Source organism: Sphingomonas sp., from assembly GCF_048594985.1.
Lineage (GTDB): Bacteria > Pseudomonadota > Alphaproteobacteria > Sphingomonadales > Sphingomonadaceae > Sphingomonas_I.
Genome location: NZ_JBMDXG010000094.1, coordinates 1 through 20358, shown reverse-complemented (window position 1 = coordinate 20358; position 20358 = coordinate 1). Strand labels below are relative to the sequence as shown.

The window sequence follows — 20358 nt, the reverse complement described above, 5'->3', positions numbered from 1 at the left end:
TCGCAGCCATTCTGGACGGGGAGAAAGGCGCGGGCATGCCCATCCCGTCGCCCCTGCGGAGGCAGGGGGCTATCGCGCTCTCCCCAATCGACACCATCAGCCGTGACAGACATGGGCCCCTGCCTGCGCAGGGGCGACGGGTAGAGGGTGCGGTCGAGCTTGGCGGGGTTCGGGACCACGCCGAACACCTCGGGCATGGCGCGGAAGGTGTGGGGTTCGATCTCGGCGGCGCAGCCGGTGACGACGATGCGCGCGTCGGGCCGGTCGCGGCGGACGCGGCGGATCGCCTGGCGCGCGGTCTTCACCGCCTCGGCCGTCACCGCGCAGCTGTTGACGACCACCAGGTCGCGCTCGCCCGCCAGCAAAGCCGCGATCCGCTCGCTCTCCGCGATGTTGAGGCGGCAGCCGTGGGTGATGACCTCGACCCGGCTCACAGGCCGTCGGCCTGCCCGGTGAAGACGTGCGCGGCGGGGCCGGACATGCTGATCGTCCCGCCGGGCGTCCAGTCGATCAGCAGTTCGCCGCCGGGCAGCGCGACCGTCACGGGCGCATCGACCAGCCCGGCGCGGATCGCCGCCACCGCCGTCGCGCACGCGCCCGTGCCGCACGCGCGGGTGAGGCCGGCACCGCGTTCCCACACGCGCAGCATGATCCGGTCGCGCGCCTCGACCGTCGCGACGTTGACGTTGACGCGTTCGGGGAAGAGCGGGTCGTGCTCGATCTGCGGCCCCAGCCGGGCGAGATCGACGCCCTGGCAGTCGGGCACGAAGAAGATGACGTGCGGATTGCCGACATTGACCGCGGCCGGCGCGGTCAGATCGTCCCAGCCGACCGGCATCGCGCGCGTGTCCATCGGGTAAGCCAGCGGGACGGCATCCCAGTCGAAGCGCGGCGCGCCCATGTCGACCGTCGCCAGCACCCCGTCGATCGCGAGGCGGATGGTGCCGCCCAGCGTCTCGACCGTCGCCGGGCGGCCGAGCAGCAGAGCGACCGCGCGGCTGGCATTGCCGCACGCGCCGACCTCGCTGCCGTCGGCGTTCCAGATCCGCATCCGTGCGTCGGCGGTGTCCGACGGCTCGATCAGGATGAGCTGGTCGCAACCGATCCCCTCGCGCCGGTCGGCGATGGCGCGCGCGCGCGCCGCATCCATCGCCACCGGCCTGGCGCGCGCGTCGATCACGACGAAGTCGTTGCCGAGGCCGTGCATCTTGTGGAAGCGGAAGGACATGGCGCGCGATCTAGGGAGCGCGGCCCGCTGAGTCTATTGCCGGACGGATTCAAAGAACGACCCGTTCGTCCCGAGCGAAGTCTAAGGACGGGGTGCGGGCGCCGCGCCGCGGCTGGTCCGTTACCCGTGCCGCGGTGCCGAGGAGGTTCGGCCGATCAATTCCTTCATTCGTCACCCCGGACTTGATCCGGGGTCCAGCTCATCGATAAGCGTGCAGAAGACAGCGAGATCCCGGATCAAGTCCGGGATGACGGGTGGTTGGTCCACATAGTTCGGCTTCGCCCGGTACAAACGGAATATTCGGGGGAACGGAGCCGGGTGTCGGCCCTATCGATCAGAGGCTGGCGATGTGCCGCACCGCCAGCGCATAGCCGTGCGCGCCGAGGCCGGTGATCATGCCGGTGGCGGCGGCGGTCATCAGCGAGTGGGCGCGCCACGCCTCGTCGCGGCGGTGGATGTTCGAGATGTGGACCTCGACGATCGGGCAATCGCACATCTTGAGCGCGTCGAGCACGGGGTAGCCGGCATAGCTGAAGGCGGCGGGATTGAGGACGATGCCGGCGGCGCCGACACGCGCCTCGTGCAGCCAGCCGATCATCTCATGCTCGGCATTGGTCTGGTGAAAGCGCAGGGCGAGCCCGGCGGCATCCGCCTCGGCGCGGCACATCGCCTCGATATCGGCGAGCGTGGTGGTGCCGTACACCTCCGGCTCGCGCTGGCCGAGCAGGTCGAGATTGGGTCCGTTGAGGACGAAGACGGTCGCCATGCAAGCCTCCCTGCCGCCCGCATGGCGGCAAAGCGCGCGCGCTACAAGAGCGGGCTGACCAGTCGCGCGATCGCCTCGCCCGTGCGGCGGACGGCGCTCCGCTCGCGCCACCGATCGGGATCGAGCGGTTCGCTGTTGGCGAGATAGCCGCGCTGGATCGCCTCCAGCCGCATCACGGCGGGCGTGTCGTAGAGGATCAGGCTCACCTCCTCGTTGAGCTGGAACGAGCGGATGTCGACGTTGCTCGATCCCGCGATCGCGATCCGCCCGTCGAGCGCGACATTCTTCGCGTGGAGCAGCGCGCCCCGATAGCGATGGATGCGCACGCCGCACGCCATCAGCTCGGCATAATAAGAGCATTGGGCGAGGTTCACGAGGTGCTGGTCGACGACCTTCGACACGACCAGATCGACGGTGACCCCGCGCGCGGCGGCGGTGCGCATCGCGCTCAGCAGATCCTCGTCGGGGATGAGATAGGGGGTGACGATCACCGCGTGGCTGCGCGCCTGGTGGATCTGCCAGACGAGCAGGGTTTCGAAGCCGTGCTGCCGATATTGCGCGCCGCTCGGCAGCAATTGCGCGACCGTGTCGCCGGTCGCGGCAGGGACGGCGGGCGCGTCGTCCAGCATCTCCTCGGTCTCGAGATACCAGTCCGCGACGAACACCGCCTCCATCGCGCCCACGATCGGCCCGGTCGCGCGGACGACGAGCTCATGGTTGACGATGCCGGGACGGAAATCGCGCGCGACGATGTTCTGCGACCCGGCATAACCGATCGTGCCGTCGATCAGGAACAGCTTGCGATGGTTGCGCATGTCGCGCCGCGTCCGGCCGCGCAGCAGGCGGAACGGCAAGGCCGCGCGCACCGCCACGCCCGCCGCCTGCAGCCGGCGGATGGTGCGCTTCGCCCAGCGGCGCGAGCCGACCGGGTCGAGGATGACGTGGACGGGCAGCCCGCGCGCGACCGCGCGGCCCAGCGCGTCGATCACGCGCGATCCCACCGCGTCGTCGGCGAAGATGTAGGCAAGGATGCGGACGTGACGCGTGGCGGCGTCGATGTCGGTGATCAGCCGGTCGACGGTCGCGTCATACTCGTCGAGCAGGTCGATCGCATTGCCCGCGACCGCCGGCAGGCGCCCGAGGCGGAGCGCGAGCGCCGCGATATCGGCGTCGCCCTCCTCAAACGCGGACGGGGCCGCCGCCGCCAGCCGGTCCGCCGTTGCGGCGAAGAAGGGCGCGAGCGCGCGAAACCGGTCCTCGCGCCACTGGGGAAAGCGCGGCCGGCCGATCGCCCAGAACAGGAGGAGGCCGGGGATCGGCAGGAAGAAGATTAGCAATAGCCAGCTGCGCACCACCGCCGGCGATCGCCGCCAGGGCAGGATGGCGAGAGAAAGAAGGCGGACGAGCCATTCGACCGCATAATATGCCTCGCCGAGGGTGGGCGAATGTCCCGCCAGCCATGCCTGCATGGGCGACGCCTAGCAGGTCGAGCCGCCGCGGGGCCAGCGTTGACCATGGCCCCGTTGCGGTGCAGCATCCAGCCATGACCACCATACCGCCCGTCGCGCAGGATCCCGACATCCGCTTCCTCGGCCGCCTGCTGGGCGACGTCATCCGCGCTTATGGCGGCGACGCACTGTTCGGGCGGATCGAATATATCCGCGCCTCGGCGGTCGACCGCGCGCGCGGGATCGGGGGCGATGTCGATCCGGGGCTCGACGCGCTCAGCCTCGACGAGATGCTGGCCTTCACGCGCGGCTTCATGCTGTTTTCGATGCTGGCCAACCTCGCCGAGGATCGCGGCGGCGTGGCGGCGGAGCCGGGCGCCGACGTCGCCGCCGCGATCGAGCGGCTGCGCGGGCAAGGCATCGACGAGGACGCGATCGTCGCCCTGTTCGATCACGGGCTGATCGTGCCCGTGCTGACCGCGCACCCGACCGAGGTGCGGCGCAAGTCGATGATCGACCATCGCAACCGCATCGCCGAGCTGATGGCGCTGCGCGATCAGGGCGCCGAGGAAACGCCCGAGGGCGATCTGATCGAACAGGCGATCTACCGCCAGATCGCCTTGCTGTGGCAGACGCGCGCGCTGCGGCGCGAGCGGCTCTACGTCGCGGACGAGGTCGAAACCGCGCTGTCCTATCTGCGCGACGTGTTCCTGCCGGTCCTGCCGGCGCTCTATGCGCGGTGGGAACGTGCGCTCGGCCAGCGCCCGCGCAGCTTCCTGCGCGCGGGATCGTGGATCGGCGGTGACCGCGACGGCAACCCCAATGTCACCGCCGAGTCCCTCCGCCTCGCGACCGCGCGCGCGGCGGAGGCGGTGCTCGCGCACTATCTAGACCTGCTCCACGCGCTCGGCGGCGAATTGTCGATCTCGACCGAGCTCGCGCCCACCACGCCCGAGGTCGAGGCGCTGGCGGCGACCGCGCACGACGAATCCCCCGCGCGCGCCGACGAGCCCTATCGCCGCGCGATCACCGGCATCTATGCGCGCGTCGCCGCGACCTATCAGGCGATCGCCGGCCGCGCGCCGCCGCGCCCCGCCAGCGTCGCGGCCGAACCCTATCCCGATGCCAAGGCGCTGCGCACCGACCTGGCAACCTTGGCGCATGCGCTGGCGGAAAGCGGCCAAGGCGCGCTGTCGTCGGGCGGCGCGCTCGGCCGCCTGATCCGCGCGGTCGAGACGTTCGGCTTCCACCTCGCGACGCTCGACCTGCGCCAGAATGCCGACGTCCATGAGCGCGTGGTCGCCGACCTGCTCAAGGTTGCGGATGTTGAAGACGACTATCTCGCACTCGACGAGGAAGCGCGCGTCGCGCTGCTGCGGCGCGAACTGGCAGCGGTGCGCCCGCTCGCCAGCCCCTACGCGACCTATGCGAAGGAGACGGCGTCGGAACTGGCGATCGTCCGCGCGGCGGCTGATGCGCAGCGGACGTATGGCCGCCAGGCGATCACGACCTACATCATCTCCAAGGCGGCGACCGTGTCGGACCTGCTGGAGGTGATGATCCTGCTCAAGGAAGCAGGGCTGTACCGTCCCGGCGGGGCGCCGGAATGCGACGTGATGGTCGTGCCGCTGTTCGAGACGATCGAGGACCTGGAACGCGGGCCCGATGTGATGCGCGCCTATTTCGCGCTGCCCGAGATCGCCGCGCTGACCGCCGCGCGCGGCCATCAGGAGGTGATGGTCGGCTATTCGGATTCGAACAAGGATGGCGGCTACCTGACCTCGGTCTGGAGCCTCCATCAGGCGAGCCGCGCGCTGAAGCCGGTATTCGAAGGCGCGGGTGCCGCGATGCAGCTGTTCCACGGGCGCGGCGGGGCGGTCGGGCGCGGGGGCGGTTCCTCCTTCGCCGCGATCCGCGCGCAGCCGCACGGCACGGTGCAGGGCCGCATCCGCATCACCGAACAGGGCGAGGTGATCGCCGCCAAGTTCGGCACGCGCGAAAGCGCGATGGTCAATCTGGAGGCGATGACCGCCGCCACCCTGCTCGCCAGCCTGGAGCCCGACGGCGCGCGTCCGGAGGAGCATGACCGCTTCCTGGCGGCGATGGGCACGCTGTCGGGCACGGCGTTCGAGACCTATCGCGCGCTGGTCTACGGCACCGACGGTTTCCGCACCTTCTTCCGCCAGTTCACGCCGATCGCCGAGATTGCGACACTCAAGATCGGCTCGCGCCCGGCCAGCCGCACCAAGTCCGACCGGATCGAGGATCTGCGCGCGATCCCGTGGGTGTTCAGCTGGGCGCAGGCGCGCGTCATGCTGCCCGGCTGGTACGGCGTGGGCGACGCGCTCGACCGCTTCGAGGACAAGGGCCTGCTGCGCGCGATGGCGGCCGAATGGCCGTTCTTCCAGGCGACGCTCGCCAATCTGGAGATGGTGCTCGCCAAGTCTGACATCGGGCTGGCCGAGGGCTATCTCGATCTGGTCGAGGATCGCGCGGCGGGCGAGGCGATCTTCGCGCGCATCCGCGACGGCTGGCACCGGACGCGCGACGGGCTGCTCGACGTGACCGGCCAGTCGCGCCTGCTGGAGCGGAACCCGCAGCTCGACGCCTCGGTGCGGCTGCGGCTGCCCTATATCGAGCCGCTCAACCTGCTTCAGGTCGAGCTGATCCGGCGCTGGCGCGGGGGTGAACAGGACGATCGCGTGCGCGAGGGTATCCAGCTGTCGATCAACGCGATCGCAACCGCGCTGCGCAACAGCGGTTAAGAAACGGTGAGCAGATCTTAAGACTTTCTTAACCCGTTGGCGGAATGATCGCGCCATAGCGGAGGCGCCATGCCCGGGGTGGAATCGACAGCGAAACGGGGGTGGGAGAAACGGGCCCTGCTGGCGGCCGCGGCGGCGGGCATGTTCCTGTTTGCCGCCTTCCTCAGCGGATCGGCGCCGCTCGAAGCGGGCGGCATCAAGGCGCTCTGGCCCGCCAACGCGATCGTCCTCGGCCTCGTGATCCTGTACGGCCGGGAGGCGAAGGATCGCGCGGCGATCATCGCCGCCGGTGCGGCCGCGAACTTCGTGCTCCAGCTTGCCAAGGGGAGCCCGCTGGCCGTCACGTTGTTGTTTCCGGTTTCGAACGCGCTGGAATGGACGCTCGCTTATGCGCTGCTGCGCCGTCTGTGGCGGCGGGGGCAGTTGCTCGAGCGCGTGCGCAACATCGGCGCGCTCGCGGCGGCGTGCGCCGGCGCGCTCGTCATTACGGCGAACATCGCGGCGCTGGGTCTCCTGATCGCGCGCGGCGTGCCGTATCTCACCGGGTTCGCAAGCTGGTTCGTCTGCGACCTGCTCAGCTATCTGCTCGTCACCCCGGCGATACTCATCGCCGGCCAGATGGCGTCGGACGGCCGGATCCGCCGGATGCACGGCAAGACACTGGCCGAGGCGGCGGTCGTGTTGTCGATCGTCGCGGCGCTGACCGCCTACGTCTTCTTCTACACGACGCTCCCGCTCACCTTCGCGATCGCGCCTTGCGTGCTGCTCGCTACCTTCCGCTTCCGCGCGCCGGGCGCGGTGGCGGCGATGGCGATCGTGGCGGCGATCGCGATGTTCGCCACCGCGCGGGACATGGGGCCGATCGCCTTCGTGCTTCACACGCCCGCGCAGAAGGCGCTGATGCTCCAGCTTTTCCTGGCGGGCACCTTCCTGGCGGCGCTGCCGGTGGCGGTGATGCTGACCGAACGCGACCGCGCTGCCGAGGAGGCACGTCTCGTCGCCGACCATTTCCGTGCGGTGGTCGAGAATATCGGCGAGGTGATCTTCCGGATCGATCGCACGGGGTGCTGGGCCTACCTGAACCCGGCCTGGGAAAGCCTGTCGGGCGTTGCGGCCGAACGGAGCAAGGGCCGTGACTGGATCGAGCAGTTCGAGCCCGAGGACCGGCCCGACGTGACGGAGCGCATGGCGCTGCTGTTGGCCGGAGAGATCGGATCGATGCGGCGCGTCCTGCGCCTGCGGACGCCGGGCGGCCCGCGCTGGGTGGAGCTGTTCGTGCAGGTGTTGGAGGACGGCGAAGGAGAGGTGTCCGGCGCGACCGGAACGTTGCGCGACATCGATGATCGCAAGCGGCGCGAGGATACGGTGCTGACCGCCAAGCGGCAGGCCGAACAGAGCGCGCGCGAGGCGACCCTGCTGGCATCGACCGACGAACTGACCGGGATCGCCAATCGCCGCGCCTTCCTCGCCCAACTGGATCGGGAGGTTGCGGGAGCGATCGAATTCGGCTGGCCGCTGGCGGTCGCGATGTTCGATGTCGATCATTTCAAGTCGATCAACGACCGCTACGGCCACGCCGTGGGCGACCAGGTGCTCCGCTCGATCGCGCGGCGGGCGGCGGCGGCGGTGCGCGGCGGCGACCTGATCGGACGACTGGGGGGGGAGGAGTTCGGAGTGTTGATGCCCGGCGCGACCGCGCAGGATGCCGCGCGTGTCGCCGAACGGCTGCGCGCGGCGGTCGAGGCGGTCGACCTGAGCGACGGGCCGCTGCCCCCGGTCACCGTCAGCATCGGCATCGCGGTGCGCGACCATCAGCGCGATGCGGCATCCCTGCTCGCGGAGGCCGACATCCTCCTGTACGAAGCCAAGGACGCAGGACGAAATCGTATCCGCGTGGCGGCTTGAAGCGCATGAACATCGGGCTTTAGGACCGATCCGGCAACATTCCTGCGGTTTTTCGCGGCATTGCACAAGTAAACGCTTGCGCGGCAAGACTTTGCCGGGCACGTGAGCATTTCGCGCGGACGGCCCCTTCCATCCTCGTCTTCGCGTACCCGGAGTCGAGAGCGAATGGCGAAACGCGCCGCTGCGCTTGCCTTGATTGCATCCATTCTGCCGCTCGCCGCGTGCCAGGAAGGCAAGCCGGCCGAGCGTGCCCCCCCGACCGTCATGGTCTCCACGCCGCTGCAGAAACGTGTGGTCGACTGGGACGATTATGTCGGGCGGTTCGTGTCGATCGACGCGGTCGAGGTCCGCCCCCGGGTCAGCGGCTATCTCCAGCGGATCGCATTCCGCGACGGGCAGCAGGTGAACAAGGGCGATCTGCTCTTCACGATCGATCCCCGGCCTTATGCCGCCGCACTCGCCCAGGCGCGAGCGCAGACCGCCCGCGCCAGGGCGACGCTTGCCACCGCCGACGTCGAGCTCAAACGCGCGCGCGCCTTGTTCGAGGCCAAAGCCGGCAGCCAGCAGGAATTGACCGCGCGTGAAGTCGCCGCGCTCCAGGCGCGCGCCGACGTGGCGGCGACCGAGGCTGCCGAGCGTGCCGCCGCGCTGAACGTCGAATTTACGCAGGTGCGCGCGCCGCTGTCGGGCCGCGTGTCGGACCGGCGGGTGGCGGTCGGCAACCTCGTCACCGCCGACCAGACCGTGTTGACGACGCTCGTCAACCACGACCCGATCCGCTTCGCGTTCGAGGCGTCGGAGGCGCTGTTCCTGAAACGCGAGCGCGGCTTCGGACGCGCGCATGCGCTGGGCGATGTGGTGCACGTTCGGCTGCAGGACGAGCCCGCCTATCGCTGGACGGGCAAGCTCGAATTTCTCGACAATGCGCTCGATTCCGCGTCGGGCGTGATCCGTGGCCGCGCTGTGCTGCCCAATCCGGGCGGACTGCTGACGCCGGGCATGTTCGGCCATATGCGGCTCGCCGGGTCCGCACCCTATGACGGGCTGCTCGTGCCGGACAATGCGGTCACCACCGACCAGAGCCGCCAGATCGTCTACGTCGTGGGCAAGGACGATGTCGTGCGGCTGCGCCCGGTCGAAACCGGGCCGCTGATCGACGGCCTGCGCGTCGTCCGGTCGGGCCTCAAGGCGGACGACCGGGTCGTGATCGCCGGAACGGAGCGCGCGCGGCCGGGCAGCAAGGTGACGCCGAAGCCGGGACGGATCGCGCCGCAGGCGCCGGTCGACGGGCCGGCCTATCGCGCGCCCGCGGCCAGCGCCGGAAGCTTCGTGTCCTGATCGCCTGATGCGGATCAGCCATTTCTTCATCGAGCGGCCGATCTTCGCCGGCGTGATCGCGGTCGCGATCATCCTGCTCGGCGTGCTGGCCTATCCCACGCTGCCCGTCGCGCAATATCCGGAGATCGTGCCGCCGACGGTGACGGTCACCGCCAATTATCCGGGCGCCAGCGCCGAAACGCTCGCCGAAACGGTGGCCCAGCCGCTGGAAGAACAGATCAACGGCGTCGAGGACATGCTCTACATGTCCTCGCAGTCGACCGGCGACGGCCGGATGCAGATCACGATCACGTTCAAGCTGGGCACCGATCTCGACAAGTCGCAGGTGCTGATCCAGAATCGCGTGGCGGTGGCGACGCCGCGCCTGCCCGAACAGGTGCGCGCGACGGGCGTCGTGGTGCGCAAGAGCTCGCCCGACTTGCTGCTCGCGATCCACTTCACCTCGCCCGATGGATCGCTCGACCGCCAATATATCGGCAATTACGTCACGCTCCACGTGCGCGACGAGATCCTGCGCATCCCGGGCGTCGGCGACCTCAACACACGCGGCGACCGCGATTTCGCGATCCGCATCTGGATCGATCCGTACAAGGCGGCGGCGCGCGGGCTCGACGCGAGCGACATCGTCACCGCGCTCCAGCGGTCGAACGTGCAGGTCGCGGCCGGCGCGCTCAATTCGGAGCCGAATGACGGCGGCGGCGGGAGCTATCAGCTCAACGTCCAGGCGCAGGGGCGGCTGCGCACCCCCGACGAATTCGGCAACGTCGTCATCAAGCGCGACGCCGACGGGCGGATCACCAAGGTGCGCGACGTCGCGCGCGTCGAACTGGGCGCGCAACAATATCTGACGCTCGCCTTCCTCGACGACAAGGATGCGGTGCTGCTCGGCATCCTCCAGCTTCCGGGCAGCAACGCGCTCGACACGGCCGAAGCGATCAAGGCGCGCGTGGCCGAGCTGGAGAAGGATTTCCCGCCGGGGCTGAAGGCGAACATCGTCTACAACCCGACCGACTATATCGCCGAATCATTGCGCGAGGTGCGCAAGACGCTGGCCGAGGCGCTCGTCCTCGTCGTCATCGTGGTGATCGTCTTCCTGCAGAGCTGGCGCGCGGCGCTGGTGCCGCTGCTGGCGATCCCGATCAGCCTGATCGGCACATTCGCGATGATGAAGGCGGCGGGGTTCAGCCTCAACAACCTCACCATGTTCGGACTGGTACTGGCGATTGGCATCGTCGTCGACGACGCGATCGTCGTGATCGAGAATATCGCCCGCCGCGTCGAGGAAGGCGAAAGCCCGCGCGAGGCGGCGCACAACACGATGGACGAGGTCGGCGGCGCGCTGATCGGTATCGCGCTCGTGCTGGCGGCGGTGTTCGTGCCGTCGGCGCTGGTCAGCGGGATCAGCGGCCAGTTCTACAAGCAGTTCGCGCTGACCATCACGACCGCGTCGGCGATCTCGCTGCTCGTCTCGCTGACATTGTCGCCGGCGATGGCCGCTTTGCTGATGAAGCCGGGCGCGAGCGGGCACGGCCCGGTCGACCGCAGCGGCATGCCCGTCTGGCGCCAGCGGCTCGGCCGGGGCGTCGACCTGTTCAACCACGGCTTTGACAAGCTGGGCGAAAATTACGGGCGCGTGACCGCCAAGCTGGTCCGCCTGCTTGTCGTGATGTTCGTCGTCTATGGCGGGCTGCTGTTGCTGACCGGCTGGCGCATCACCGCCACGCAGACGGGGGTCCTCCCCGAGCAGGACCAGGGCGTGCTGATGCTCTCGGCCAAGATGCCCGAAGGCGCCTCGCTCAAGCGGTCGACCGAAGCCGCGCTGGCGATCCAGAAGGCGGTCAGCGGCATGCCCGAGGTGATGGCGATGGTACCGAGCCCCGGCATCGACGCCACGACGGGCACGCAGGCGTCCAACTCGCTCCAGACGTTCGTCATCCTCCAGCCGTTCGAAAAGCGGAGCGGCAAGACGCTGCGCGAGCTGATGGCCACGATGGAGCAGCGCGTGAGCGGCATCGTCGACGCGGACATCCGCGTGCTGCAGCAGCCGCCGGTGCGCGGCATCGGCACCGCCGGCGGGTTCAAGATGGTGATCGAGGATCGCGGCAAGCAGGGCTATGCCGCGCTCGACGCGGCGGTGAAGCAGGTGATCGCCGCCGCCAGCAAGGGCGACACGGCGGTCGGCCGCGCCTTCACCAGCTTCAGCACGACCACGCCGCGCATCGACGCCGACATCGATCGCGAGAAAGCGGAAATCCTGGGCGTCGACGATGCGCAGGTCTTCTCGTCGCTGCAGACCTATCTGGCGTCGTCCTACATCAACGACTTCAACTATCTCGGCCGGACCTACCAGGTGCGCGCGCAGGCCGACTGGCCGTTCAGACAGAGCGAGGCGGATCTGGGCGAGATCCGCGTGCGGACCGCGTCGGGCGGGATGGCGCCGCTTGCCTCGTTCGTCACGCTCGAACGGACGACCGGGCCGTACCGGGCACCGCACTATAATCTGTTTCCTTCGGCCGAACTGCAGGGGTCGCCGGCACCCGGTCGTTCGACCGGCGAGGCGCTGGCCGACATGGAGAAACTGGCGCGTGAGAATTTGCCGCCGGGCTTCTCCTACGAATGGACCGAGATCGCGTACCAGCAGACCAGCGCGGGCAATACGGGCATGCTCGTCTTCGGGATGGCGGTGGTGTTCGCCTTCCTCGTGCTCGCGGCCCTGTACGAAAGCCTGACCCTGCCCGTCGCGGTGCTGCTGATCGTGCCGATGTGCCTGCTGGCGGCGATGTTCGGGGTGAACATCCGCGGGCTCGACAACAATATCCTCACGCAGGTCGGGCTGATCGTGCTGGTCGGGCTGGCGGCGAAGAACGCGATCCTGATCGTCGAATTCGCCAAGCAGGACGAGGACAATGGCCAAACGCCCGAGGACGCGGCGGTCGGCGCGGCGCGGACCCGCCTGCGCCCGATCCTGATGACCAGCTTCGCGTTCATCCTGGGCGTGGTGCCGCTCGCCTTCGCCAGCGGCGCGGGCGCGGAAATGCGGCAGGCGCTGGGCGTATCGGTGTTCTTCGGGATGATCGGGGTGACCGTGTTCGGGCTGATCTTCACGCCCGCTTTCTACGTCGCCTCGCGCCGGCTGAGCGGATCGCTGGCGCGCCTGCGCGGACGGTTCGCGAAGGAATCCAAGTCCGAGGCGGCGGAATGAGACGGATCGCGACCGTCGTAATGGCGGCGGCGGCGCTCGGCGGATGCGCGGTCGGGCCCGACTATCGCCGTCCGACGCCAGCCCCGGCGACGATCGGCCCGTTCACCACCGAAAATCCGGCGGCGGAGCCCGCAGCGCCGCTGCCGCCGCGCTGGTGGTCGCTCTACGCCGACCCGGCGCTCGACGCGCTGGTCGAGGAGGCTTTGGCGCACAATAGCGACCTCAGGGTGGCGGCCGCCAACCTCGAACGCGCGCAAGGCGTGCTGAGCCAGGCGCGCGGGGTGCTGTTCCCGAGCACGCAGATCACCGCGGGCGTCAATCGCGCGCGCGGCGTCGTCGCGCAGAATGGAGGCGGCGCGGGCGGCGGCGGCGCGGGTGGTGGGGTCAATGTCGGCACCGACACGCGCACCATCTATCGCGGCGGCGTCCAGCTTTCGTACGAGGTCGACCTGTTCGGGCGCGTGCGCCGCACGCTGGAGGCGGCGCGCGCCGACGTCGCGGCGGCCGAAGCGACGCGCGACGCCACGCGCGTGACCGTGGCGGCGGCGGTCACCCAGGCCTATTTTGACGTCTGCCTGCTCGCCGTGCGCGTCGACGTGCAGCGCGAATCGACCGCGCTGGTCGAGGAAAGCTTCGATCTCACGCGCAGGCAGGTCTCGCTGGGGGCGGGATCCGATTTCGAACTCAGCCGCGTCGGCGTGCTCGTCCAGCAGACGCGCGCGCAGGCCGAGCAGCTCGAAGGCCTGCGCAACCAGGCGCTCGCCGACCTGACCGTGCTGCTCGGCCGCCCGGCCAGCCAGGCGCCCGAGGCGGCGCGCACCTGCCGCGCGGAGCCCCGCCTGACGCGGCCGATCCCGGTCGGCGACGGCGCCGCCCTGCTCGCGCGCCGGCCCGACGTGCGCGCGGCCGAGCGGACGCTGGCGGCCGATACGGCGCGGATCGGGGTCGCGACCGCCGACCTGTTCCCGACCATCTCGCTCGGCGGATCGGTCAATGCGATCGGCACCTCGCTGTCGAACGCCACGTCGCGCCAGGGCGTGTCGTTTGGCATCGGCCCGCTGATCAACTGGTTCTTTCCCAACATCATCGCGGCGCGCGGGCGGATCGAGCAGGCGGGGGCGCAGGCGCGCGCCTCGCTTGCGCAGTTCGACGGGACGGTGCTGACCGCGCTGGGCGAGGTCGAACGCTCGCTCGCGGGCTATGACGCGGAGATCAAGCGCAACGCCGCGCTGGCCGAGGCAGTGCGCAACAGCGAGCGCGCTTACGAGCTGACGGGCGTGCGCCTGCGCTACGGCGCGATCAGCCAGCTCGAACAGATCGACGTCCAGCGCGACGTGATCTCGGCCCGCGCCGCGCTGGCCGAATCGGATGCCGCGCTCGGCCAGGCGCAGGTGACCCTGTTCCGCGCGCTCGGCGGCGGCTGGCAGGAGGCGCCGGCAATCGACGAACGGCCGCGCGCGCTGAACGCGGTGGTGCCCGGGCGCTGAGCCGTCCCAGTATATCCTTGGCGCGCACCTGACTGAAGCGGGAAAGGCGGCGCACCGAAAGCCCGATCATCGCCGACTGTCGTTCAGAACGTTCCTTGACCTCGGGCGAAGGCTTGTCCATAGGCGCGCCTTCCCGAACGGGTCCGCACGCTGGTGCCAAGCTGCCGTAGCTCAGTGGTAGAGCGCATCCTTGGTAAGGCTGAGGTCGTGAGTTCAATCCTCACCGGCAGCACCAGCCCCGTCGTCTCGACAGAGTGAAATCCTCCCCGAAGGGGGACCGCCCGCACGGCTTGCGCCGCGCGGGTAAGACCTTACCGCCCCTCGATCGTGTAGCGCGCCATGGCCGACCAGTCGCGATCGCCGAGCCCGGCCTCGATCGTCTCGCGCATGCGCCCGTGCACCGCGTCGAGCATCGGCAAGGCACGGCCCTGTTCGCCGGCCGCCTCCTTTGCGAGCCGCAGATCCTTCAGGCCGAGCGTCGCCTTGAAGCCGGGTTCGTAATTGTCCTGGGCGATGTTGGCCGAATAGACCTGATAGGATCGGCTGCCGAACAGGGTGCCGAGGATGAGGTCGAAGAAGCGGTCGCGGCCGACGCCGTTCGCCTCGGTCAGCACGACCGCCTCGGCCATCGCTTCGATCGCCATCGTGATCATCATGTTGCACGCGATCTTCGTGGCATTGGCCGCGGGCGCTTCGTCCCCCATGTCCCATACGCGCTGGCCGATCACCGCAAATATCGGACGCAGCGCATCGATTGCCGCCGCCGGCCCGCCGGCGAGGATCTGCAACTCCCCCTTGGCCGCGACGTCGGGCCGGCCCAGCACGGGCGAGGAGACATAGGCGACGCCCGCCTCCGCATGCGCCTGTGCCAGTTCGCGGGCGAAAGCGACCGAGATGGTCGAGGTCACCGCATGGACGAGACCCGGCCGCGCATGTTCGAGGAGCTTGCGGTCGAGCACCACCTCCCGGATCGCGGCATCGTCGGACAGCATCGTGACGACCGCCTCGGCCCCGAACAGCGCGGTGGGATCGTCGACCATCGTGACGCCTTCGATCGCGCCGCCCGAGCGGCTCCATGCGCGCACGCTATGACCGGCCGCCGCCAGATTGCGCGCCATCACGCTGCCCATCAATCCCAGACCAAGAAACCCGATATCCATCGCCGTCATCCTTTCGATCGTCTGTTCGGTCCAATGCGCGAAGACGTCACGGCTGCCGCATATATCGAAGTCGCGGACGCGGGAGGCCCAGGATCGCGTCGGCCCTTGTCCGCAAGGCACGCGGCCCATACCTCCGCCCTCACCCCCGTGGAGGATCAAGCGTGCATCAGTTCGACATCGCGGCCGGCAGCAAGGCCGAATTGTATCGCGACCTCGTAAGTGCGCTCGACGGATTGACGGCGGGCGAGCCCGATCCGATCGCCAACATGGCCAATGCCGCCGCTTTGATCGGCGAATATGTGCCCGACCTTAACTGGGCCGGCTTTTACCGGCTGGTCGGCGACGAACTGGTGCTCGGGCCGTTCCAGGGCAAGGCGGCGTGCATCCGCATCGCGCTCGGCTCGGGCGTCTGCGGTACCGCCGCCGCGACCCGCGCGACGCAGAGCGTGGAGGATGTCCATGCCTTTCCCGGCCATATCGCCTGCGATGCCGCCTCCGCGTCCGAGCTGGTCGTGCCGATCGTCGTCGCGGATCGGCTGATCGGCGTGCTCGATCTCGACAGCCCCACCCCCGCCCGCTTCGACGCGGAAGATCAGGCAGGGTTCGAGGCGCTGGTCGCGCTGCTGGCCCCCCGCATCGCCGGCTAGCCGGCGGCCGCCAGCAATGCGCCGCCGAGCAGGGTCAGCAGCTTGACGTCCATGAACATGCCCTCGGCGCGCCGGGCGGCGACGAAATCGCCGATCTGGGCCAGCGGCACGCGGTGGACGGTGATATTCTCCCCCTCCTCCCCGCCGCCCTCGCCGACCTTGGTCAGGCCGAGCGCGCGGACCAATGTGAAGGTTTCCGAGACCATGCCGGGCGAGGAGGCGAACTTGCCGATGATCTCGATCCGATCGGCGCGGTAGCCGGTTTCCTCCTCCAGCTCGCGCGCCGCCGCCTCGGCCAGATCCTCCCCGGCGGTGATGTCGCCGACCAGCCCGGCCGGCAGTTCGAGGCAGGGCCCGCCGAGCGGCACGCGATATTGCTCGACCAGCAGGACATCGCCGTCGACGATCGCCAGGATCACCGCCGCGCCGATCGAGCGCGCGCGCCCGACATAGTCCCACGTCCCCCATTTGCGGGTGACGATGAACTTGCCCTGCCACATGATCTCGGGGGCGCCGTCGGGGGGACCGCTCATAATTCGATCATCCGATCGGGCAGCTCGTTCGGATCGCTGCCGGTGTGGGGGAAATGCTCGGCCAGCACGACGCCGATCCGCTCGACCGCGCCGGCGATCGCCTCGCCCGGCCGGTTCGCCTTCAGCCCGTCGATCAGCACCGCCATCGCCTCGCCCCAGCATTCGTGCGGGGCCCTGGCGTGGATCGCCGCATCCGCGACGATCTCGGCCTCGCGCTCGGCCAGGCTGAGGTAGAGCAGCACGCCGGTGCGCGAGCGCGTGCGCTGTTCGGTGCCGGCGCGAAACAGCATGATCGCACGGCGGCGCGCGCGATGTTCCTTGATCGCTTCCGGGACGAGGCGCATCCGGATCGCCGTCAGCCCGCACAGCCAGTAGCCAAGCAGGAATGTCGCGGCCGTGGCGGCCGCCAGCACCAAAAGGATGAGCCGCAGCGACGGCTCCTCCCAATGGCTGAACCAGCCCGCGGCGGCGAGCAGCGGCCGGGGCCATGCGACGGAGAACGCCAGCGGCAGCAGCGCGAGCGCCACCGCCCAGAGCAGGACGACATCCTGATACGAGTCCGACGCACGCGACACGACGACGCCGATCTCGCCATCGGTGGTCGCTTCCGCGGCGCGGATCGGGGCGGCGACGCGGGCATGATCGTCGGGCGACATCCGCATCACCAGCTTCCCGAAGAGCCGCCGCCGCCGAAGCCGCCGCCTCCGCCGCCGGTGAAGCCACCGCCGCCCCAGCCGCCGCCGCCGCCGTCGGATCCCCCGCCCCAGCCGCCGAAGCCTCCGCCTCCGCCCCGGCTTTCGCGGGCGATGTCGCTGGCGATCTCGCTCGCCGCCCACAGCCAGATCGGCCAGTCGCCGTTGCCGCGCCGATAGCGGCGCGCGCCCTTGTGGCCGCGACGCAGCACGCTCAGCAGAACGAAACCGACGATCAGGCCCCAGACGACGAGGCCGGCGGGGAAGCCCCCGCCGCCGCGCGCGCGGTGCGTGCGATCATATTCGGCGGCGGCCGCCGCCGCGCGGGCACGCGCCTGATCGTCGGGCAGGCGGAGCTGCGCCGCGATCTGGTCGGCGCCCGCCTCGATCCCTCCGACCATGTCGCCATCCTTGAAGCGCGGCAGGATCGCGCGCTGGATGATGAGGCTCGACAACGCGTCGGTCAGCACGGCTTCGAGCCCCTGCCCGACCTCGACCCGGACCTTGCGCTCATTCGGGGCGACGATCAGGATCGCGCCATTGTTCGCGTCCTTCAGGCCCACACCCCAGGCGCGGCCGAGGCGGTAACCGTAATCGGCGATGTCGCGCCCCTGCAGATCGGGAATGGTGGCGACCACGAACTGGTGGTTGGTTTCCTGCTGGAGCGCCTGAAGCTTCGTCTCCAGCGCCGCCTTACGGTCGGCGGGCAGGATGTTGGCGGCGTCGACCACCAGCCCGGTGAAGGCCGGGAAGCTCTGCGCCGCAGCTCCCGGCGCGAGCAGCAAGGCGAGCAAAGCGACCAGCGCCGCCAGCCACGCTTTCGCCGCGCCCGGCCGCGCCGATGCCACGGGCTTGCTCACCCGCCGAAATTCACCGTCGGCGCGCTTTCGGCGTTCGGGGCGGTCGCCTGGAAGGTCTGCATCGGCTTCGCGCCGTAGAACACCTTGGCGCCGATCGAATTGGGGAAGGTGCGGATCAGCGTATTATATTGCTGCACCGACTGGTTGTAATCGCTGCGGGCGACGGTGATGCGGTTCTCGGTCCCCTCGAGCTGGCTTTGCAGCGCGAGGAAATTCTCGTTCGAGCGCAGCTCCGGATAATTTTCCTGCACCACCAGCAGGCGGCCGAGCGCGCCGGACAATTGGTTCTGCGCGTCCTGGAACTGCTTGACCTTGGCCGGATCGGTCAGGTCGTCGGCGGAAACGTTGATGCCGGTGGCGCGGGCGCGGGCCTGCGTCACGCCTTCGAGCACGCCCTTCTCCTGCGCGGCATAGCCCTTCACCGTGGCGACGAGATTGGGGATGAGATCGGCGCGGCGCTGATACTGGTTCTGCACGTCGGCCCACTTCGCCTTGGCATTTTCCTCGGCGGTGGGGATCGAATTGATGCCGCATCCGCCAAGCGCCAACGCGGCGGCGGGCGCGAGCAGGGCAGGCGAGAGACGGGCGAGGCGCGACATGGGACTTCCCTCCGTGGCGAACGAGCGAGCGATTTAGTGCGGCAATACAGCCGGCGCAATGATCGCACCAGACGAACGCCCGATGGCGGGGCGGAATGACGGCGCGATGACGCTTCGCGCTTGATCCGGCGCGCGGTCCGGTGCCTAATCGCGCAACAGACGAGGGAGGTAGCGTCATGCTGAAAGAGTTCCGGGCCTTCATCGCCCGCGGCAACGTGCTCGACCTGGCGGTCGCGGTGATCATCGGCGCGGCGTTCGGCAAGATCGTCACCAGCCTGACCGACGACATCATCATGCCGGTGATCGGCAAGATCGCGGGCGACCTCGATTTTTCCGGCATGTTCATCCGGCTGGGCGCGATTCCCGAGGGTTATGCGGGGTCGCTCAGCAGCTATGCCGACCTGAAGAAAGCGGGCGTGCCTTTGTTCGGCTATGGCGCGTTCCTGACGCAGGTGGTCAATTTCCTGATCGTCGCCTTCATCATCTTCCTGCTGGTCCGCACGGTGAACAAGGCGATCAGGGCGATGGAGCATGAGAAGGCAGCCGGCACCGCGCCGCCCGCCGCCGAGCCGGCCGACGTCATCCTGCTGCGCGAGATCCGCGACGAGCTGCGGTCACGCGGCGCGGATCCGGCGGCGACGCGCCTCCCGCTCGATGGGCAGTGACGGCGCCTGTCATCGGCCCTCCGTCTTCACAAGGCCGCGCCGCGCCCCTATATCGTCGGGTGCCGGGTTCGCCCGGCTATGGCGATAAAGTGCATTGTGTTTGGCGCAGAGGACCCGGGGGCAGTACCCGGCGGCTCCACCATAACCCGCCTTGCAAGAGGCGGGCTTTGACGGGGCCGAACCAGGATCGACGTGTGTACAGGCACCTTGTTTTCGCCCGGGCCGAGTAACCCGTTAAAGGCTCAAAACCACAAGTGCCAACGACAACGAGGCGCTCGCGATTGCCGCGTAATCACGGCCTAACGGCTTAGATTACAAGGCTTGAACGCGGTTCGGGCCGCACCGGGCAACAGAAGCGGAGTCCGGCGGGACGGGGAGCACCGAGCAACAGAAGCTCCCCACCTTCTTCCAGTTCCTCTCCTTCCCTCGCTCCATTCGTGGTTGGCGGGCCCGCCCCGGCACCGGCCGAACGCGGGCCGCCCACGGACGCGTCAGCCGAGCAGGTCGGCGGGGACCTTGCCGCCATTCTGGGCCAGAGCCTGCATCACCGCCTTGTGGAGCGCGATATTCTGTTCGGCGCTGCCATGATCGCCGGCATGGACATTGAGATCGTCGGCCAGCTCCTTGCGCGCGGCGAGGCTGGAATCAAGGCCGAGCAGGGTCAGCAGATCGACGATCGAGGTGCGCCAGTTGTTGGGCTTGCCATAAGCGGCGGCGCGCTGCGTCAGGATCGCCTCGACATCGACCGGCTGCGCGGGCGGCGCGGCGGCGGCGGGCGCGGAGGGCGCGGGCGCGGGCTGCGACGCGGCCGGGGGCGCCAGGTGCGAGGTCGGCTCGGCGGCGGTGGTCTGCGGATGCGCGGCGGCGTCCTTCTTCTCCCAGGTGCCGAGCGGCCCCTTGTCGCCGAAAATGGCGTGCTTGATGCTGTCGAACAGGCCCATGAACTCTCTCCCGAATCGTGATTGCGGACGCGGGCTCAACGCAGGGGCGCGGCGGGGGATGCCGCCGCTGTCGAGGCTCCGTGCCGTTCGGGGCACGGTCCAGCGGGGTGCCCCCCTGCCCC

16 protein-coding genes, 1 tRNA gene, 1 other RNA gene and 1 pseudogene are annotated in these 20358 nt (G+C 69.4%); 9 read left to right on the top strand and 10 right to left on the bottom strand.

The annotated features are described in order from the left end of the window. The 4 genes and pseudogenes from ACOJSF_RS03575 to cls all read right to left on the bottom strand — a co-directional run. Nucleotides 1-434 (bottom strand): annotated as a pseudogene (locus ACOJSF_RS03575) (tRNA (N(6)-L-threonylcarbamoyladenosine(37)-C(2))-methylthiotransferase MtaB); the annotation flags it as partial. Beyond that, the gene (gene dapF, locus ACOJSF_RS03570) at nt 431-1228 is read right to left on the bottom strand and encodes a diaminopimelate epimerase (RefSeq protein WP_420140854.1); all 798 of its coding nucleotides are present in this window, start codon (nt 1226-1228) and stop codon (nt 431-433) included. The pseudogene ACOJSF_RS03575 and the gene dapF, both read right to left, overlap by 4 nt. A 334-nt stretch (nt 1229-1562) precedes the next feature. Next, nucleotides 1563-1994, bottom strand: a complete 432-nt coding sequence (locus tag ACOJSF_RS03565) for a type II 3-dehydroquinate dehydratase (RefSeq protein ID WP_420140853.1) — start codon at nt 1992-1994, stop codon at nt 1563-1565. Between the two features lie 41 nt (nt 1995-2035). Then, complete coding sequence (gene cls / locus ACOJSF_RS03560; RefSeq protein ID WP_420140852.1) at nt 2036-3463, bottom strand: cardiolipin synthase; 1428 nt, start codon at nt 3461-3463, stop codon at nt 2036-2038. Nucleotides 3464-3537: 74 nt separating this feature from the next. Between cls and ppc the strand changes: the two genes are divergently transcribed. The 6 genes from ppc (at nt 3538) to ACOJSF_RS03530 (ending at nt 14374) form a co-directional block, all read left to right on the top strand. After that, nucleotides 3538-6207: a phosphoenolpyruvate carboxylase gene (gene ppc / locus ACOJSF_RS03555; protein WP_420140851.1), complete on the top strand. Its 2670-nt coding sequence runs from the start codon at nt 3538-3540 to the stop codon at nt 6205-6207. Between the two features lie 69 nt (nt 6208-6276). Next, nucleotides 6277-8112: a diguanylate cyclase gene (locus ACOJSF_RS03550; protein ID WP_420140850.1), complete on the top strand. Its 1836-nt coding sequence runs from the start codon at nt 6277-6279 to the stop codon at nt 8110-8112. A gap of 165 nt (nt 8113-8277) precedes the next feature. Continuing rightward, complete coding sequence (locus ACOJSF_RS03545; protein WP_420140849.1) at nt 8278-9450, top strand: efflux RND transporter periplasmic adaptor subunit; 1173 nt, start codon at nt 8278-8280, stop codon at nt 9448-9450. 7 nt (nt 9451-9457) lie between these two features. Next, nucleotides 9458-12652 carry an efflux RND transporter permease subunit gene (locus tag ACOJSF_RS03540; RefSeq protein WP_420140848.1) on the top strand — a complete coding sequence of 1065 codons (3195 nt, stop codon included), beginning with the start codon at nt 9458-9460 and terminating at the stop codon, nt 12650-12652. Next, entirely contained in the window at nt 12649-14139 is a 1491-nt protein-coding gene (locus tag ACOJSF_RS03535) for an efflux transporter outer membrane subunit (RefSeq protein WP_420140847.1), read from the top strand. The genes ACOJSF_RS03540 and ACOJSF_RS03535 overlap by 4 nt, the downstream gene beginning before the upstream one ends. A gap of 160 nt (nt 14140-14299) precedes the next feature. After that, nucleotides 14300-14374: transfer RNA gene (locus ACOJSF_RS03530), tRNA-Thr, on the top strand. A gap of 76 nt (nt 14375-14450) precedes the next feature. Here ACOJSF_RS03530 and ACOJSF_RS03525 read toward each other — a convergent pair. After that, nucleotides 14451-15299 (bottom strand): NAD(P)-dependent oxidoreductase, encoded by an 849-nt coding sequence (locus ACOJSF_RS03525; protein WP_420140846.1) that lies wholly within the window; start codon nt 15297-15299, stop codon nt 14451-14453. Nucleotides 15300-15460: 161 nt separating this feature from the next. Here ACOJSF_RS03525 and ACOJSF_RS03520 point away from each other — a divergent pair, with 161 nt between their 5' ends. Further along, nucleotides 15461-15946 carry a GAF domain-containing protein gene (locus tag ACOJSF_RS03520; protein ID WP_420140845.1) on the top strand — a complete coding sequence of 162 codons (486 nt, stop codon included), beginning with the start codon at nt 15461-15463 and terminating at the stop codon, nt 15944-15946. Here the strand turns inward: ACOJSF_RS03520 and ACOJSF_RS03515 are convergent. Genes ACOJSF_RS03515 through ACOJSF_RS03500 form a run of 4 tightly spaced genes read right to left on the bottom strand, consistent with a single transcriptional unit; the run spans nt 15943 to nt 18630 of the window. After that, nucleotides 15943-16479, bottom strand: a complete 537-nt coding sequence (locus ACOJSF_RS03515; protein ID WP_420140844.1) for an NUDIX hydrolase — start codon at nt 16477-16479, stop codon at nt 15943-15945. The genes ACOJSF_RS03520 and ACOJSF_RS03515 overlap by 4 nt on opposite strands. After that, a complete protein-coding gene (locus ACOJSF_RS03510) occupies nt 16476-17141 on the bottom strand; it encodes a TPM domain-containing protein (protein WP_420140843.1) in 666 nt (221 codons plus the stop codon). Before ACOJSF_RS03510 ends, ACOJSF_RS03515 begins: the two co-directional genes overlap by 4 nt. After that, a complete protein-coding gene (locus tag ACOJSF_RS03505) occupies nt 17141-18031 on the bottom strand; it encodes a TPM domain-containing protein (protein WP_420140842.1) in 891 nt (296 codons plus the stop codon). The genes ACOJSF_RS03510 and ACOJSF_RS03505 overlap by 1 nt, the downstream gene beginning before the upstream one ends. Next, nucleotides 18028-18630 (bottom strand): LemA family protein, encoded by a 603-nt coding sequence (locus ACOJSF_RS03500; protein ID WP_420140841.1) that lies wholly within the window; start codon nt 18628-18630, stop codon nt 18028-18030. The genes ACOJSF_RS03505 and ACOJSF_RS03500 overlap by 4 nt, the downstream gene beginning before the upstream one ends. Before the next feature lie 176 nt (nt 18631-18806). Between ACOJSF_RS03500 and mscL the strand changes: the two genes are divergently transcribed. Both mscL and ssrA read left to right on the top strand, forming a co-directional pair. After that, nucleotides 18807-19295 (top strand): large conductance mechanosensitive channel protein MscL, encoded by a 489-nt coding sequence (gene mscL, locus ACOJSF_RS03495; protein ID WP_420140840.1) that lies wholly within the window; start codon nt 18807-18809, stop codon nt 19293-19295. Nucleotides 19296-19316: 21 nt separating this feature from the next. After that, nucleotides 19317-19660: a transfer-messenger RNA gene (gene ssrA / locus ACOJSF_RS03490) on the top strand. 126 nt (nt 19661-19786) lie between these two features. Here ssrA and ACOJSF_RS03485 read toward each other — a convergent pair. After that, nucleotides 19787-20358: DUF3597 domain-containing protein (locus ACOJSF_RS03485; RefSeq protein ID WP_420140839.1), on the bottom strand; the 572-nt coding region annotated here is incomplete at its 5' end.

Bases quoted from the DNA above. Each gene is read 5' to 3' on its own strand.
- dapF (WP_420140854.1), bottom strand. From the start codon at position 1,228: ATGTCCTTCCGCTTCCACAAGATGCACGGCCTCGGCAACGACTTCGTC.
- ACOJSF_RS03565 (WP_420140853.1), bottom strand. From the start codon at position 1,994: ATGGCGACCGTCTTCGTCCTCAACGGACCCAATCTCGACCTGCTCGGC.
- cls (WP_420140852.1), bottom strand. From the start codon at position 3,463: ATGCAGGCATGGCTGGCGGGACATTCGCCCACCCTCGGCGAGGCATAT.
- ppc (WP_420140851.1), top strand. From the start codon at position 3,538: ATGACCACCATACCGCCCGTCGCGCAGGATCCCGACATCCGCTTCCTC.
- ACOJSF_RS03550 (WP_420140850.1), top strand. From the start codon at position 6,277: ATGCCCGGGGTGGAATCGACAGCGAAACGGGGGTGGGAGAAACGGGCC.
- ACOJSF_RS03545 (WP_420140849.1), top strand. From the start codon at position 8,278: ATGGCGAAACGCGCCGCTGCGCTTGCCTTGATTGCATCCATTCTGCCG.
- ACOJSF_RS03540 (WP_420140848.1), top strand. From the start codon at position 9,458: ATGCGGATCAGCCATTTCTTCATCGAGCGGCCGATCTTCGCCGGCGTG.
- ACOJSF_RS03535 (WP_420140847.1), top strand. From the start codon at position 12,649: ATGAGACGGATCGCGACCGTCGTAATGGCGGCGGCGGCGCTCGGCGGA.
- ACOJSF_RS03525 (WP_420140846.1), bottom strand. From the start codon at position 15,299: ATGGATATCGGGTTTCTTGGTCTGGGATTGATGGGCAGCGTGATGGCG.
- ACOJSF_RS03515 (WP_420140844.1), bottom strand. From the start codon at position 16,479: ATGAGCGGTCCCCCCGACGGCGCCCCCGAGATCATGTGGCAGGGCAAG.
- ACOJSF_RS03510 (WP_420140843.1), bottom strand. From the start codon at position 17,141: ATGCGGATGTCGCCCGACGATCATGCCCGCGTCGCCGCCCCGATCCGC.
- ACOJSF_RS03500 (WP_420140841.1), bottom strand. From the start codon at position 18,630: ATGTCGCGCCTCGCCCGTCTCTCGCCTGCCCTGCTCGCGCCCGCCGCC.
- mscL (WP_420140840.1), top strand. From the start codon at position 18,807: ATGCTGAAAGAGTTCCGGGCCTTCATCGCCCGCGGCAACGTGCTCGAC.